20 protein-coding genes are annotated in these 14286 nt (G+C 50.2%); 1 reads left to right on the top strand and 19 read right to left on the bottom strand.

Translation table 11 applies throughout. The features are described 5' to 3' along the window. Positions 1-2: 2 nt before the first annotated feature. The 8 genes from roxA to rluE form a co-directional block, all read right to left on the bottom strand. On the bottom strand, positions 3-1124 hold the full coding sequence (roxA, locus tag ACJHYO_RS08755; protein ID WP_001295435.1) for a [50S ribosomal protein L16]-arginine 3-hydroxylase: 1122 nt from the start codon (positions 1122-1124) through the stop codon (positions 3-5). A gap of 75 nt (positions 1125-1199) precedes the next feature. Beyond that, on the bottom strand, positions 1200-2660 hold the full coding sequence (gene phoQ, locus ACJHYO_RS08760; protein ID WP_000734671.1) for a two-component system sensor histidine kinase PhoQ: 1461 nt from the start codon (positions 2658-2660) through the stop codon (positions 1200-1202). Further along, positions 2660-3331 carry a two-component system response regulator PhoP gene (gene phoP, locus ACJHYO_RS08765; protein WP_001265481.1) on the bottom strand — a complete coding sequence of 224 codons (672 nt, stop codon included), beginning with the start codon at positions 3329-3331 and terminating at the stop codon, positions 2660-2662. Before phoP ends, phoQ begins: the two co-directional genes overlap by 1 nt. A 168-nt stretch (positions 3332-3499) precedes the next feature. Then, on the bottom strand, positions 3500-4870 hold the full coding sequence (gene purB, locus ACJHYO_RS08770) for an adenylosuccinate lyase (RefSeq protein WP_000423742.1): 1371 nt from the start codon (positions 4868-4870) through the stop codon (positions 3500-3502). Between the two features lie 3 nt (positions 4871-4873). Continuing rightward, the gene (hflD, locus tag ACJHYO_RS08775; protein ID WP_001295971.1) at positions 4874-5515 is read right to left on the bottom strand and encodes a high frequency lysogenization protein HflD; all 642 of its coding nucleotides are present in this window, start codon (positions 5513-5515) and stop codon (positions 4874-4876) included. Positions 5516-5550: 35 nt separating this feature from the next. Continuing rightward, entirely contained in the window at positions 5551-6657 is a 1107-nt protein-coding gene (gene mnmA / locus ACJHYO_RS08780) for a tRNA 2-thiouridine(34) synthase MnmA (RefSeq protein WP_410232441.1), read from the bottom strand. Between the two features lie 53 nt (positions 6658-6710). Continuing rightward, a complete protein-coding gene (nudJ, locus tag ACJHYO_RS08785) occupies positions 6711-7172 on the bottom strand; it encodes a phosphatase NudJ (protein ID WP_085455314.1) in 462 nt (153 codons plus the stop codon). Between the two features lie 9 nt (positions 7173-7181). After that, on the bottom strand, positions 7182-7835 hold the full coding sequence (gene rluE / locus ACJHYO_RS08790; protein ID WP_001248695.1) for a 23S rRNA pseudouridine(2457) synthase RluE: 654 nt from the start codon (positions 7833-7835) through the stop codon (positions 7182-7184). A 171-nt stretch (positions 7836-8006) separates the two neighbouring features. Here rluE and icd point away from each other — a divergent pair, with 171 nt between their 5' ends. Then, entirely contained in the window at positions 8007-9257 is a 1251-nt protein-coding gene (gene icd / locus ACJHYO_RS08795) for an NADP-dependent isocitrate dehydrogenase (RefSeq protein WP_000444487.1), read from the top strand. A gap of 113 nt (positions 9258-9370) precedes the next feature. Here icd and ACJHYO_RS08800 read toward each other — a convergent pair whose 3' ends face one another. The 11 genes from ACJHYO_RS08800 to ACJHYO_RS08850 form a co-directional block, all read right to left on the bottom strand. Further along, the gene (locus ACJHYO_RS08800) at positions 9371-10513 is read right to left on the bottom strand and encodes a site-specific integrase (RefSeq protein WP_000741335.1); all 1143 of its coding nucleotides are present in this window, start codon (positions 10511-10513) and stop codon (positions 9371-9373) included. Next, positions 10503-10739: an excisionase gene (locus ACJHYO_RS08805; protein WP_000088653.1), complete on the bottom strand. Its 237-nt coding sequence runs from the start codon at positions 10737-10739 to the stop codon at positions 10503-10505. The genes ACJHYO_RS08800 and ACJHYO_RS08805 overlap by 11 nt, the downstream gene beginning before the upstream one ends. 139 nt (positions 10740-10878) lie before the next feature. Then, positions 10879-11118, bottom strand: coding sequence for a DUF4222 domain-containing protein (locus tag ACJHYO_RS08810; protein WP_000488406.1), 240 nt, complete (start codon positions 11116-11118; stop codon positions 10879-10881). A gap of 47 nt (positions 11119-11165) precedes the next feature. Further along, on the bottom strand, positions 11166-11384 hold the full coding sequence (locus ACJHYO_RS08815; protein ID WP_000763364.1) for a TraR/DksA family transcriptional regulator: 219 nt from the start codon (positions 11382-11384) through the stop codon (positions 11166-11168). A gap of 98 nt (positions 11385-11482) precedes the next feature. After that, positions 11483-11698 (bottom strand): hypothetical protein, encoded by a 216-nt coding sequence (locus ACJHYO_RS08820; protein WP_000188880.1) that lies wholly within the window; start codon positions 11696-11698, stop codon positions 11483-11485. Between the two features lie 76 nt (positions 11699-11774). Next, entirely contained in the window at positions 11775-11972 is a 198-nt protein-coding gene (locus tag ACJHYO_RS08825) for a DUF1382 family protein (RefSeq protein ID WP_085455316.1), read from the bottom strand. Continuing rightward, complete coding sequence (locus ACJHYO_RS08830; protein WP_000149539.1) at positions 11945-12127, bottom strand: DUF1317 domain-containing protein; 183 nt, start codon at positions 12125-12127, stop codon at positions 11945-11947. The genes ACJHYO_RS08825 and ACJHYO_RS08830 overlap by 28 nt, the downstream gene beginning before the upstream one ends. Next, on the bottom strand, positions 12124-12804 hold the full coding sequence (locus ACJHYO_RS08835) for a lambda exonuclease family protein (RefSeq protein ID WP_000186848.1): 681 nt from the start codon (positions 12802-12804) through the stop codon (positions 12124-12126). The genes ACJHYO_RS08830 and ACJHYO_RS08835 overlap by 4 nt, the downstream gene beginning before the upstream one ends. Next, positions 12801-13586 carry a phage recombination protein Bet gene (gene bet / locus ACJHYO_RS08840; protein WP_332261243.1) on the bottom strand — a complete coding sequence of 262 codons (786 nt, stop codon included), beginning with the start codon at positions 13584-13586 and terminating at the stop codon, positions 12801-12803. The genes ACJHYO_RS08835 and bet overlap by 4 nt, the downstream gene beginning before the upstream one ends. 5 nt (positions 13587-13591) lie before the next feature. Further along, positions 13592-13888, bottom strand: coding sequence for a host-nuclease inhibitor Gam family protein (locus ACJHYO_RS08845; protein WP_000995439.1), 297 nt, complete (start codon positions 13886-13888; stop codon positions 13592-13594). Between the two features lie 76 nt (positions 13889-13964). After that, positions 13965-14171: a phage encoded cell division inhibitor protein gene (locus ACJHYO_RS08850; RefSeq protein ID WP_000233576.1), complete on the bottom strand. Its 207-nt coding sequence runs from the start codon at positions 14169-14171 to the stop codon at positions 13965-13967. Positions 14172-14286 lie beyond the last annotated feature (115 nt).

Below are 14286 nucleotides of genomic sequence, written 5' to 3' on the forward strand. Positions count from 1 at the left end.
ACTTACCCTTCGAAGAACCAGTATCCGCTATTGACCAGCGCCGCGAGCATCGCGAGGAATGACGGATCTTCCAGCGCATCGCCAAAATTCTCCGCGGTCAGCGCAATGTTGCTGGCGAGCGCATCCAGTGCCGGACGGTGCGGGGAATCGATCTTCTCACCATTGGCATACACGTCGTCGCCAATGCGCAATACGCGCAGACCCCCCAGGCGCACCAGCACATCACCTTGTTTCAGCGCATCGTAGATTTCATCCGGCTGATAAGGCGGCTCTGGCGGCGCGATATCCAGTTCATGACGTGACTGGGATATAAACTCGCCAAACCATTGTTTAAAGTGTTCCGGCTGGTTGATCAATTCGAGCATCATCTCACGCAGTTTATCCATTTCTTGCGGCAGAACGTCCGCAGGATGAGCGCGAGGTGGAACATCAGGATCGCTGTAGTAGTTGCCGCCCAGTTCACGTTGCAGCACATAATCGGCAAATCCGCTAATCAGTTCCCGCGTATTTGGCGCGCGAAAACCCACGGAATAGTTCATCGCATTTTCCAGCGCGTAGCCTTCATGCGGGAATCCTGGCGGAATATAAAGAATATCGCCAGGCTCCAGCTCTTCATCGATGATGGCTTCGAACGGATCGACCTGTAACAGGTCCGGGTGCGGGCAGTGCTGTTTCATTTGCAGCTTTTCGCCCACTCGCCAGCGACGACGACCGGTACCCTGAATGATAAACACGTCGTACTGATCGAGATGCGGGCCGACGCCGCCGCCCGGTACAGAAAAAGAGATCATCAGATCATCAATACGCCAGTCCGGTAGTTCACGGAACGGTCGCATTAGCGCGGCGGTCGGCTCATGCCAGTGGTTCACTGCTTGCACTAACAATGACCAGTTAGTTTCACCGAGATGATCGTAGCTTTCGAATGGACCGTGGCTGACCTGCCATTTGCCATCCTGATGACTGACCAGTCGACTGTCGACTTCGCTTTCCATCGCCAGACCCGCCAACTCGTCTGGAGAGATTGGGTCAATAAAATTATTAAAGCCGCGTTTTAACACCACCGGGCGTTTCTGCCAGTGACGTTCAAGAAAATCGGGCCAGTTAAGAGTGAGTTGGTATTCCATGTTAAGCATCCACAGGCTGGTATCTGCAACCGATTATAACGGATGCTTAACGTAATGCGTGAAGTATGGACATATTTATTCATCTTTCGGCGCAGAATGCTGGCGACCAAAAATCACCTCCATCCGCGCACCGCCCAGCATGCTCTCTCCGGCGACGATTTTACCCTCATATTGCTCGGTGATTTCGCGGGCTACCGCCAGCCCCACACCTTGCCCAGGGCGTAAAGTATCAACCCGTTGACCACGGTCGAAAATGACCTCTCGCTTGCTTAATGGAATACCGGGGCCATCATCCTCGACCACAATATAGAGATGCTCGTCGGTTTGCCTTGCAGAAATTTCGACAAACTCGAGGCAATATTTACAGGCGTTATCCAGCACGTTGCCCATCACTTCGACAAAATCATTCTGCTCACCAACAAAGCTGATTTCTGGCGAGATATCGAGAGAGATATTGACCCCTTTGCGTTGATACACTTTGTTCAGCGCCGAGGTGAGATTGTCCAACAGTGGCGCGACCGGATGCAGCTCGCGGCTAAGCAATGTCCCGCCGCGCATACTGGCACGATGCAGGTAGTAGCCAATTTGCTGTGAAATGCGGCTGATTTGCTCCAGCATTACCGGTTCAGCATCACTGACGCTCATCTTCTCACTACGCAGAGAACGCAGCGTACTTTGCAGCACCGCCAGTGGCGTTTTCAGACTATGGGTCAGGTCGGTGAGCGTCGTACGATATTTGTCGTAACGTTCGCGTTCACTTTTTAACAGTCGGTTCAGGTTTCGTACCAGACTGGTCAGTTCTCGCGTTGTGGCTGGATTGAGCAATTCGCGGTTATGTTCTTCCAGTTCGCGGACTTCTTTTGCCAGGGCTTCGATGGGGCGTAAACTCCACCAGGCGGCGACCCACAGCAGCGGGATCACTAACAGCAGATTGGCTGAGAGCACATAGATAAACCAGCTCCAGACCATATAGGAACTTTTTAGCTCCACCGGAATGGTATCCACCACCACAATGGTTAACTTCGGCATCCGCGATGTTGCCGGGTAGACGTTTACCGCCACCGAGTGGGTCATCTCCGCGTCGTCATCATCTTCCCGCACTTCCTGCAACTGTTGCTGTATCGAATGATCTCCACTCAGCAAGAGGCTGGTATCGTTAACATCCGCTTCAATTTCATGAAAACCATTCGATTTCAGCCAGTCAGGCTGGATCATCTTCATCAGCCAGGGCACGTCACGTTGCGCCCATAAAAGCTGCCCGTTCTCATCATAAATTAGTGTCATCGTGGGGCTTTGCTTGTCGATATTTTCGGGTAACTCGACATGCAACTTATTGTTTTCCCACTTCGCAAGGGTATAGAACAGATTGCTCTCGCCACGTAACAGCCGAAACGTGGTTTTATCGAAACTGACGCTATAACCGATCAGCGCAACCATTCCGTAGGCAAGCGAAAGCACCAATACTACTGCTGCCGTTGCTAACAGAAAACGTACCCGCAGCGAGAGCGGGAAAAAAAGATGCAGTAATTTTTTCATCAGCGCAATTCGAACAGATAGCCCTGGCCGCGAACGGTGGTAATCACTTCTTGCGGATATTGTGCCTGTATTTTTTTGCGCAGACGTCCCATCAGTACATCTATGGTATGACTTTCCCGCAGCTCCGCATCCGGGTAGAGTTGTAGCATTAACGAATCTTTGCTGACCACTTTGCCATTATTGCGTATCAACGTTTCCATAATGGTGTATTCGAACGCGGTCAGTTTGATCACTTCGTCATTAATAGATAATTCACGGCGGGAGAGATCAACCTGAAACGGTGGTAGCGAAATGACCTGTGAAGCCAGACCGCTATTACGCCGCATTAATGCCTGCATTCGCGCCATCACCTCTTCAATATGAAACGGTTTAGTCACGTAATCATCAGCACCGGCACTTAATACTTCGACTTTGTCCTGCCAGCTCTCACGGGCGGTTAATACCAGAATCGGCAGTGAAACATCATTGCTACGCCAGCGGCGAATCAGTGACAGACCATCCTCGTCAGGCAATCCGAGATCGACAATCGCAATATCCGGTAAATGTTCATTGAGATAATAATCGGCTTCTTTGGCATCTTCTGCGTCATCGACCTGATGACCAGCATCCTGAATCTGAACTTTAAGATGGTGACGTAACAACGCATTGTCTTCAACAACCAGTACGCGCATTTTTATTTCTCCCTGTCTTAATTATTAAAATAGTGTAACGCGATTATGTGGTTATGGGGGTAAACATTAAATAAACCAGCGGGAAGGGGAGGTAAAGTGAAAAAACAAAAAGTGGATAATCTTAATAAGCAGGCCGGACAGCATCGCCATCCGGCACTGATTTGAGGCTTATTTCAGCTCATCAACCATGGTGATGGCGCGACCAATATAGTTTGCCGGCGTCATCGCTTTCAGGCGGGCTTTCTCTTCTTCTGGCAACGCCAGACCGTCGATAAACTGCTTCATGCCTTCGGCGTCAACGCGCTTACCGCGAGTCAGCTCTTTCAGCTTCTCGTACGGTTTTTCGATGCCATAGCGACGCATAACTGTCTGGATTGGTTCAGCCAGCACTTCCCAGTTGTGATCCAGTTCATCCAGTAGATGGTCACGGTTCACTTCCAGTTTACTCACGCCTTTCAGGGTGGATTGATACGCAATCAGCGCATAACCGATACCCACGCCGAGGTTACGCAGCACGGTGGAGTCGGTCAGGTCACGCTGCCAGCGGGAAACTGGCAGTTTGCTTGCCAGGTGCTGCAATACCGCGTTGGAAAGCCCCAGGTTTCCTTCGGAGTTTTCGAAGTCGATCGGGTTAACTTTATGCGGCATGGTGGAAGAACCAATCTCACCAGCAATGGTTTTCTGTTTGAAGTGGTTAAGGGCGATATAACCCCAGACGTCACGGTCAAAGTCGATCAGAATGGTGTTGAAGCGCGCAACGCAATCAAACAGTTCGGCAATGTAGTCGTGCGGTTCGATCTGGGTGGTGTACGGGTTCCACTGAATACCCAGCGAGGTGACGAACTCTTCGCTGAACTGATGCCAGTCAACTTCCGGGTAAGCGGCGATGTGGGCGTTATAGTTACCGACCGCACCATTGATTTTACCGAGGATCTCCACCTGATTAAGCTGGCGGTACTGGCGCTCCATACGGTAGGCGACGTTAGCCATCTCTTTACCGATGGTTGACGGCGTGGCTGGCTGACCGTGGGTACGGGACAGCAGCGGGATATCGCGATACTGAACGGCGAGATCTTTAATGCCATCAATCAGTTGACGCCAGTACGGCAGGATCACTTCATCACGCGCGGTTTTCAGCATCAACGCGTGGGAGAGGTTATTGATATCTTCCGAAGTACAGGCAAAGTGGATGAATTCAGAAACCGCATGCAGTTCCGGGATCTCCGCCACTTTTTCTTTCAGGAAATACTCAACCGCTTTAACGTCGTGGTTAGTGGTACGCTCGATGGTTTTGATGCGTGCTGCATCTTCTTCGCTGAAACTGGCGACAATTGCATCAAGGTAACCGATTGCGTCGGCAGCAAAAGCAGGAACTTCCTTGATCGCTGCGTGCGCGGCCAGTTTTTGCAGCCAACGTACTTCAACTTGTACACGGAATTTCAGCAAACCGTATTCGCTGAAAATCCCGCGCAGCGCGCTGACTTTATCGCCGTAGCGTCCATCGACAGGGGAAACGGCGGTCAGTGAGGATAATTCCATAGATCACAACTCCGGGGTTAAATGAGCAAGAATTTGTTTTGCCTGAGTGGTCAGGCGATTACGAGAAAACATCAGTTGCAGACGACCGCCGCCGACCTGGTGCCAGAGCACGGCGGCGCGAATGCCTGCCAGCAGGGTTGCGCGAACTTTCGCCTGCACCTGTGGGCTTTGCAGTACAGCAGGGGAACCAGTGACCTGAATGCGCGGGCCAAGCGGGCTGATAACATCAACATAGATGGCAGCCATCGCGCTCATCAGCGTTTCGGACTGTAAATCGAAGTGTTCGAGCTGGCGTTGCAGGCCGTTGATCCGGTTGCCCAGAGTGTCGAGCGCACCTTTCGCTGAGGAGAGTTTGCGCTCAAGCACCATCAGACTGAGTGTGTAGCGGGTTAATTCGGCGTTTAAGCCCTGGCGACTGCTGGCATTGAGTACGCCGAGCAAGGTTTCCAGCCCGACGCGCAGGTTGGCTTCGCTACCGCCAAAAACCGCCAGCGTTGAGCTGGGGTTCATATCGATAATACTGTTGAGTGAGACGTGTAGCGCATCGCCATCACAATGCCCCTGGTGAGCGAGTTGTTGCACCAGGCGTGCCGACTGACAAATACCGGCAAGGGCGAGGGTGATGTCATAGTAATTCTTTGCCACGTTCACTGCTTCCTTGTTTTAAGTAAAGATAATAATCAGACCGGCAGCGGCAGACGCTGCTCAATAATACCGCCACCGAGGCACACTTCACCGTTATAGAAAACGGCAGACTGGCCCGGCGTCACGGCGGCAACCGGCTCATCGAAAATCACTTCAATGCGATCAGCGTCCAGCGCCTTGACGGTGCACGGGATGTCGGTCTGGCGATAGCGGGTTTTTACTGTGCAATGCATAGTACCGGTGAACGGCTCGCGATCGACCCAGTGCAGCTGCTGGGCAATCAGACCGACAGACATCAGACGCGGGTGTTCATGGCCTTGCGCAACAATCAGAATGTTGTTTTCGACGTCTTTATCGACCACATACCACGGTTCTTCGGTGCCGTCTTTGGTGCCACCGATACCCAGACCTTTACGCTGACCGAGGGTGTGATACATCAGCCCCTGGTGCTCACCAATTTCATCGCCATCGACGGTAATGATTTTGCCCGGTTGCGCCGGGAGATAACGGCCCAGGAACTCGCGGAATTTACGCTCGCCGATAAAGCAGATACCGGTAGAGTCTTTTTTCTTCGCGGTGACCAGACCGAGATCTTCAGCAATCTTACGCACCTGCGGTTTTTCCAGTTCGCCGACCGGGAACAGGCTTTGCGCAATTTGCTCATGGCTGAGCGTATAAAGGAAGTAGCTCTGGTCTTTATTGCTGTCCAGGCCACGCAGCAGGCGGCTCTTGCCATCGACATCTGCCCGACGTACGTAATGACCGGTAGCGATATAATCGGCACCTAAATCTTCGGCGGCAAATTCGAGGAAAGCTTTAAATTTGATCTCTTTGTTGCACAGAATATCCGGATTTGGCGTGCGACCGGCTTTATATTCGGCAAGGAACAGTTCGAAGACGTTGTCCCAGTACTCGGCAGCAAAGTTAACGGTGTGCAGTTTAATGCCGAGCTTGTCGCAGACAGCCTGGGCATCAGCCAGATCCGCTGCCGCTGTGCAATATTCCTCACCGTCGTCTTCTTCCCAGTTCTTCATAAACAGGCCTTCGACCTGATATCCCTGTTGTTGCAACAGCCAGGCAGAAACGGAGGAATCGACACCGCCGGACATGCCGACGATTACTTTTTTTGCGGTTTCAGACATTGGATCACTCACGACATTGAACTTCAAGGCGGCGTATTCTATCACGCAGCCTTTTAGATGACACCCTTTGTAAAAGGCCAGTTAAAATCGCCAATCATCTCCAGCGGATAGCGTTGCCCGCTTTGATAACAACGAATACTTTCCGCCACCAGCGGCGAACGAAGATTTGACGCCTGTAAAATTTCTTCGGCGCTGACCCAACGGCAGCAGTCGATATCGCTGTCATGAGGCTGGGTTGGACATATTTGCTCAAGCTCAATGACAAACAGGAAGCGCAAAAACGGCGTTTTATCTGGCGCAATCCACTGATGCATACGAATAAAGTGTTGCGGCTGCGCGCTGATGCCGGTTTCTTCCCACAGCTCACGGGCGGCGGCTTCCACTAAGGTTTCATCGGCTTCCAGATGCCCGGCAGGTTGGTTCCATAACGCTTTACCATTAATCGTCTCTTCAACGACTAAAAGTTTGCCTTCTGCGTGCACCACGCAGGCAACGGTAACGTGCGGTTTAAACATTTTGCATCCTTAATCTGTCGCGTCTCGCCATTCGCCATTGGCAAGATTATCCAAAGAGTAATCCCCCATCGCATAGCGAATCAGTCGCAGCGTGGGGAAACCAACATGGGCGGTCATGCGGCGCACCTGGCGATTACGTCCCTCATATAAGGTGATCTTCAGCCAGCTGGTGGGAATACTTTTGCGCTCACGAATTGGTGGATTCCGCGGCCATAACCACGCGGGTTCTTCAACCAGCTCCGCGCCTGCGGGCAGGGTAGGGCCATCATTTAAGGTTACGCCATTGCGCAAGGCTTCAAGTGCGTCTTGTGTGGGAATACCTTCCACCTGCACATAATAGATTTTTCCGGTGCGTTTACCCGGCTGGGTTAAACGCGCCTGCAACGCGCCGTTATTGGTCAGCACCAGTAACCCTTCGCTGTCGCGGTCGAGACGACCTGCCGCATACACCCCCTGAACCGGGATGAATTCTTTTAATGTTTTGCGTCCGGCTTCATCGGTGAACTGCGGAAGAACATCGTAGGGTTTATTGAACAGGATCACACGCGTGGGCTGGTTTTCAGGTTTACGCCTGGTAGAACGTTGCGAGCTGAATCGCTTAACCTGGTGATTTCTAAAAGAAGTTTTTTGCATGGTATTTTCAGAGATTATGAATTGCCGCATTATAGCCTAATAACGCGCATCTTTCATGACGGCAAACAATAGGGTAGTATTGACAAGCCAATTACAAATCATTAACAAAAAATTGCTCTAAAGCATCCGTATCGCAGGACGCAAACGCATATGCAACGTGGTGGTAGACGAGCAAACCAGTAGCGCTCGAAGGAGAGGTGAATGGAAAGTAAAGTAGTTGTTCCGGCACAAGGCAAGAAGATCACCCTGCAAAACGGCAAACTCAACGTTCCTGAAAATCCGATTATCCCTTACATTGAAGGTGATGGAATCGGTGTAGATGTAACCCCAGCCATGCTGAAAGTGGTCGACGCTGCAGTTGAGAAAGCCTATAAAGGCGAGCGTAAAATCTCCTGGATGGAAATTTACACCGGTGAAAAATCCACACAGGTTTATGGTCAGGACGTCTGGTTGCCTGCTGAAACCCTTGATCTGATTCGTGAATATCGCGTTGCCATTAAAGGCCCGCTGACCACTCCGGTTGGTGGCGGTATTCGCTCTCTGAACGTTGCCCTGCGCCAGGAACTGGATCTCTACATCTGCCTGCGTCCGGTACGTTACTATCAGGGCACTCCAAGCCCGGTTAAACACCCTGAACTGACCGATATGGTTATCTTCCGTGAAAACTCGGAAGACATTTATGCGGGTATCGAATGGAAAGCAGACTCTGCCGACGCTGAGAAAGTGATTAAATTCCTGCGTGAAGAGATGGGCGTGAAGAAAATTCGCTTCCCGGAACATTGCGGTATCGGTATTAAGCCGTGTTCGGAAGAAGGCACCAAACGTCTGGTTCGTGCAGCGATCGAATACGCAATTGCTAACGATCGTGACTCTGTGACCCTGGTGCACAAAGGCAACATCATGAAGTTCACCGAAGGCGCGTTTAAAGACTGGGGCTACCAACTGGCGCGTGAAGAATTTGGCGGTGAACTGATCGACGGCGGCCCGTGGCTGAAAGTTAAAAACCCGAATACCGGCAAAGAGATCGTCATTAAAGACGTGATTGCTGATGCATTCCTGCAACAGATCCTGCTGCGTCCGGCTGAATATGATGTTATCGCCTGTATGAACCTGAACGGTGACTACATTTCTGACGCCCTGGCAGCGCAGGTTGGTGGTATCGGTATCGCCCCTGGCGCAAACATCGGTGACGAATGCGCCCTGTTTGAAGCCACCCACGGTACTGCGCCGAAATATGCCGGACAGGACAAAGTAAACCCAGGCTCTATTATTCTCTCCGCTGAGATGATGCTGCGCCATATGGGTTGGACTGAAGCGGCTGACCTGATTGTTAAAGGTATGGAAGGCGCAATCAATGCGAAGACCGTAACCTATGACTTCGAACGTCTGATGGAAGGCGCTAAACTGCTGAAATGTTCAGAGTTTGGTGATGCGATCATCAAGAATATGTAATCACTACATGTGTTAAATATTGAAACGGGCGTATAACACGCCCGTTGTTTTATGATGATGTAAAATCCTCCCCAAAACTTTCCCCAAAACCCTTCCCCAAAACTGGCTATTTTCTATGCTGTTTTGATATCTACGATAATCCAGTCTTTACCACGATCATCATTGTATCGGTCGGTCATTTTTCTGGATTTATGGCCTAACAACTTTTGCGTATCCAGACCCTGTTCCCGATATAACCGTTCTGACAGAGATCGCTGCTCATGAAATGTGGGCGCAGTTCCTTGCTCCCATTTTATGCCACATTTTTCCCTGGCCTTTTTAAAAGCCGTTGTCAGAGTATTCGCAGAAACCTGGTCTCCTCTGTTTGCTTGAGAGGTTGTGTGACGGTAATGGACCAGATATTTACTAACAACAGCATCCCTGCACTGAGATATAACTTCACGAAGGGTAATATTCAGAGCATCGCATTTCAGGTTAAGCGGAATAGCAAGTTTTGAACCGGTTTTTTCCTGAGTAATGTGCAACATGTCGTCCCAGATATCAGAGAATTTCAAATTGCAGATATCGCCTAAACGTTGTCCAGTGACAAGAGCAAGTAGCATCCCGCATTTTAAATAGGGCTGCCGTCTGCTTACGCTGTCAAATATTGCCTGCCATTCGGGCAGTGATAATCTTTGGCGGTTTACTCGATTTCGCGGTTGTTTTGTTGCCTGCGCTGGGTTAAATCCTGGCGGAACATGTCCTGCGTGTTGTGCTTCTTTGAAGACGTCGATTAACACCATTCTCACGACTTGCGCCATCCTGTTATGACCTTCAGCCTTTACAGCATCAATTATTTCGGCAATATCAAGTGCGGTAATATCCTTGAGGTGTTGCATTCCACAATGCTCACGGAAAAGACGAATGGGTTTGCCTTTTTGCCGATAGGAGTTGGGTCTTAGTTCATTATGTTGCAGCCTGTCCTCCTGGATAGAAATATATTTATCAAGCCATTCTGTCACCGTAATGTCTGAGCGCCTGCCTTTCATTCTTTCCAGACGCTCATTGACGCTTAATATTTGTCGGGTACGTTGTTCAGCAATAATGGTATTTGCTTCAGTAGCAACTTGTTTTGCTTCATTCTCATCAGTTCCTAAGCTATGAAAACGACCGGATAGTGGATGTTTGTATTGCCAATATACCTTTCCGGTTCGCTTATCTAATTTGCAATATAAATTGGGTATAGAGATTTTGTGAGATCGGGGTCTAGCAGCCATCAGCGATTATCCGTTGGAGTTTTGGGTTTGCGTTTATTGGGAGTTGCGGTTCTGCAAGCGTTCCTACAAAACGGGAATTTCGGTCAATCATCCAGTAGCGACCAACTTTTATAGCGGGTGGGGCCATCATTTTCCCTTGCGCGTATTTTTTCAGAACTCGCTCACTTGGTGCTAAGTCCCCAAATTCTTCTTTAGCCCAGTCCTGTAAAGTGATTAGTCGAGACATTTGTCCTCCTCTTAGCTGCTGAGGGAGTTTGTGACCGATATATCTGACATGATATTAAGCTCATGGCAGGTACATCTCTTGACTGGTCATAGAGATAAATTTAATGCTGAGAAATGCAGTATTGAATTTATCAATTTTTCTATTTCCTGCGTATGGCACGTAACTTCTTAATGTGTTCTGCCGTTTCGATCTCTTCTGCTATCCGATCTGCATCAGCTTTATTCACAGGTTCAAAGTCATGATTAAAGCGGAACATGCTGGCGATACATGTTCTGCCTTTTCGGATGTAGTGAACTTTGTTGTGGGTAGAACGCAGGATTTTGCAGGGAGTGCCGTGGTGGTCGACGTACCAGGTGTTAGGAAAAATGATTCTGAACATTTTTACACCTCAGTTGGACGATGTTGAAATTTGCTGCTTTGAGGCCATTACAGTCCCCATTGTTTGTTCTTAAGTTCGATCTCCTCCTGGCAACTTGCACAAGTCCGACAACCCTGAACGGCCAGGCGTCTTCGTTCATCTATCGGATCGCCACACTCACAACAATGAGTGGCAGATATAGCCTGGTGGTTCAGGCGGCGCATTTTTATTGCTGTGTTGCGCTGTAATTCTTCAATTTCTGATGCTGAATCAATGATGTCTGCCATCTTTCATTAATCCCTGAATTGTTGGTTAATACGCTTGAGGGTGAATGCGAATAATAAAAAAGGAGCCTGTAGCTCCATGATGATTTTGTTTTTCATGTTCACCGTTCCTTAAAGACGCCGTTTAACATGCCGATCGCCAGGCTTAAATGAGTCGGTGTGAATCCCATCAGCGTTACCGTTTCGCGGTGCTTCTTCAGTACGCTACGGCAAATGTCATCGACGTTTTTATCCGGAAACTGCTGTCTGGCTTTTTTGATTTCATAATTAGCCTGACGGGCAATACTGCGAAGGGCGTTTTCTTGCTGAGGTGTCATTGAACAAGTCCCATGTCGGCAAGCATAAGCACACAGAATATGAAGCCCGCTGCCAGAAAAATGCATTCAGTGGTTGTCATACCTGGTCTCTCTCATCTGCTTCTGCTTCTGCTTTCGCCACCATCATTTCCAGCTTTTGTGAAAGGGATGTGGCTAACGTATGAAATTCTTCGTCTGTTTCTACTGGTATTGGCACAAACCTGACTCCAATTTGAGCGAGGCTATGTGCCATCTCGATACTCGTTCTTAACTCAACGGGAGATGCTTTGTGCATACAGCCCCTCGTTTATTATTTATCTCCTCAGCCAGCCGCTGGGCTTTCAGTGGATTTTGGATAACAGAAAGGCCGGGAAATACCCAGCCTCGCTTTGTAACGGAGTAGACGAAAGTGATCGCGCCTACCCGGATATTATCGTGAGGATGCGTCATCGCCATTGCTCCCCAAATACAAAACCAATTTCAGCCAGTGCCTCGTCCATTTTTTCGATGAACTCCGGCACCATCTCGTCAAAACTCGCCATGTACTTTTCATCCCGCTCAACCACGACATAATGCAGTCCTTCACGCTTCATACGCGGGTCATAGTTGGCAAAGTACCAGGCATCTTTTCGCGTCACCCACATGCTGTACTGCACCTGGGCCATGTAAGCCGACTTTATGGCCTCGAAACCACCGAGCCGGAACTTCATGAAATCCCGGGAGGTAAACGGGCATTTCAGCTCAAGGCCATTGCCGTCACTGCATAAACCATCGGGAGAGCAGGCGGTGCGCATACTTTCGTCGCGATAGATGATCGGGGATTCAGTAACATTCACGCCGGAAGTGAATTCAAACAGGGTTCTGGCGTCGTTCTCGTACTGTTTTCCCCAGGCCAGCGCCTTAGCATTAACTTCCGGAGCCACACCGGTGCAAACCTCAGCCAGCAGGGTGTGGAAGTAGGACATTTTCATGTCAGGCCACTTCTTTCCTGATCGGGGCTTTGCTATCACGTTGTGAACTTCTGAAGCGGTGATGACGCCGAGCCGTAATTTGTGCCATGCATCATCCCCCTGTTCGACAGCTCTCACGTCGATCCCGGTACGCTGCAGGATAATGTCCGGTGTCATGCTGCCACCTTCTGCTCAGTGGCTTTCTGTTTCAGGAATCCAAGAGCTTTCACTGCTTCGGCCTGTGTCAGTTCCGACGATGCGCGAATGTCGCGGCGAAATATCTGGGAACAGAGCGGCAATAAGTCGTCATCCCATGTTTTGTCCAGGGCAATCAGCAGAGTGTTAATCTCCTGCATGGTTTCATCGTTAACCGGAGTGATGTCGCGTTCCGGCTGACGTTCTGCAGTGTATGCGGTATTTTCGACAATGCGCTCGGCTTCATCCTTGTCATAGATACCCGCAAATCCGAAGGCCAGACGGGCACACTGAATCATGGCTTTATGCCGTAACATCCGTTTGGGATGCGACTGCCACGGCCCCGTAATTTCTCTGCCTTCGCGGGTTTTGAATGGTTCGCGGCGGCATTCATCCATCCACTCGGTAATGCAGATCGGATGATTACGGTCCTTGCGGTAAATCCGGCATGTACAGGATTCATTGTCCTGCTCAAAGTCCATGCCATCAAACTGCTGGTTTTCATTGATGATGCGGGACCAGCCATCAACGCCCACCACCGGAACGATGCCATTCTGCTTATCAGGAAAGGCGTAAATTTCTTTCGTCCACGGATTAAGGCCGTACTGGTTGGCAACGATCAACAATGCGATGAACTGCGCATCGCTGGCATCACCTTTAAATGCCGTCTGGCGAAGAGTGGTGATCAGTTCCTGTGGGTCGACAGAATCCATGCCGACACGTTCAGCCAGCTTCCCTGCCAGCGTTGCGAGTGCTGTACTCATCCGTTTTATACCTCTGAATCAATATCAACCTGGTGGTGAGCAATGGTTTCAACCATGTACCGGATGTGTTCTGCCATGCGCTCCTGAAACTCAACATCGTCATCAAACGCACGGGTAATGGCTTTTTTGCTGGCCCCGTGGCGTTGCAAATGATCGATGCATAGCGATTCAAACAGGTGCTGGGGCAGGCCTTTTTCCATGTCGTCTGCCAGTTCTGCCTCTTTCTCTTCACGGGCGATCTGCTGGTAGTGACGCGCCCAGCTCTGAGCCTCAAGACGATCCTGAATGTAATAAGCGTTCATGGCTGAACTCCTGAAAATGGCTGTGAAAATATCGCCCGCGAAATGCCAGGCTGATTAGGAAAACAGGAAAGGGGGGTTAGTGATTCAGGCCGTTACCGCGTCCGTCGAGAAAAACTTCCACGAGCAAATCACGGGTATAAGTGCGCTCGATGCCGCGATGCAGATAAAGCCGTCCGCGTAAATTAGCTGATGCAGTCCAGGTACCATCTTTGTGTTTGACCAGCATTCCTGGCATGACCGCGCCGCGATTAACGGTCTGCGTTCCGTAATGTTGATGAACCATAAAAACTCCTGCCCGTAAGCTGGGCTGCTGAACATATAGAGACTTCTGCGCGTATTCAGGCGGTGGATGGCCGCCGGTTGTCATAACTAAGCCGCCTCGTTGAAGCGACTAAGGT

This window comes from Escherichia sp. WS1118 (assembly GCF_046487695.1).
Taxonomy (GTDB): domain Bacteria; phylum Pseudomonadota; class Gammaproteobacteria; order Enterobacterales; family Enterobacteriaceae; genus Escherichia; species Escherichia coli.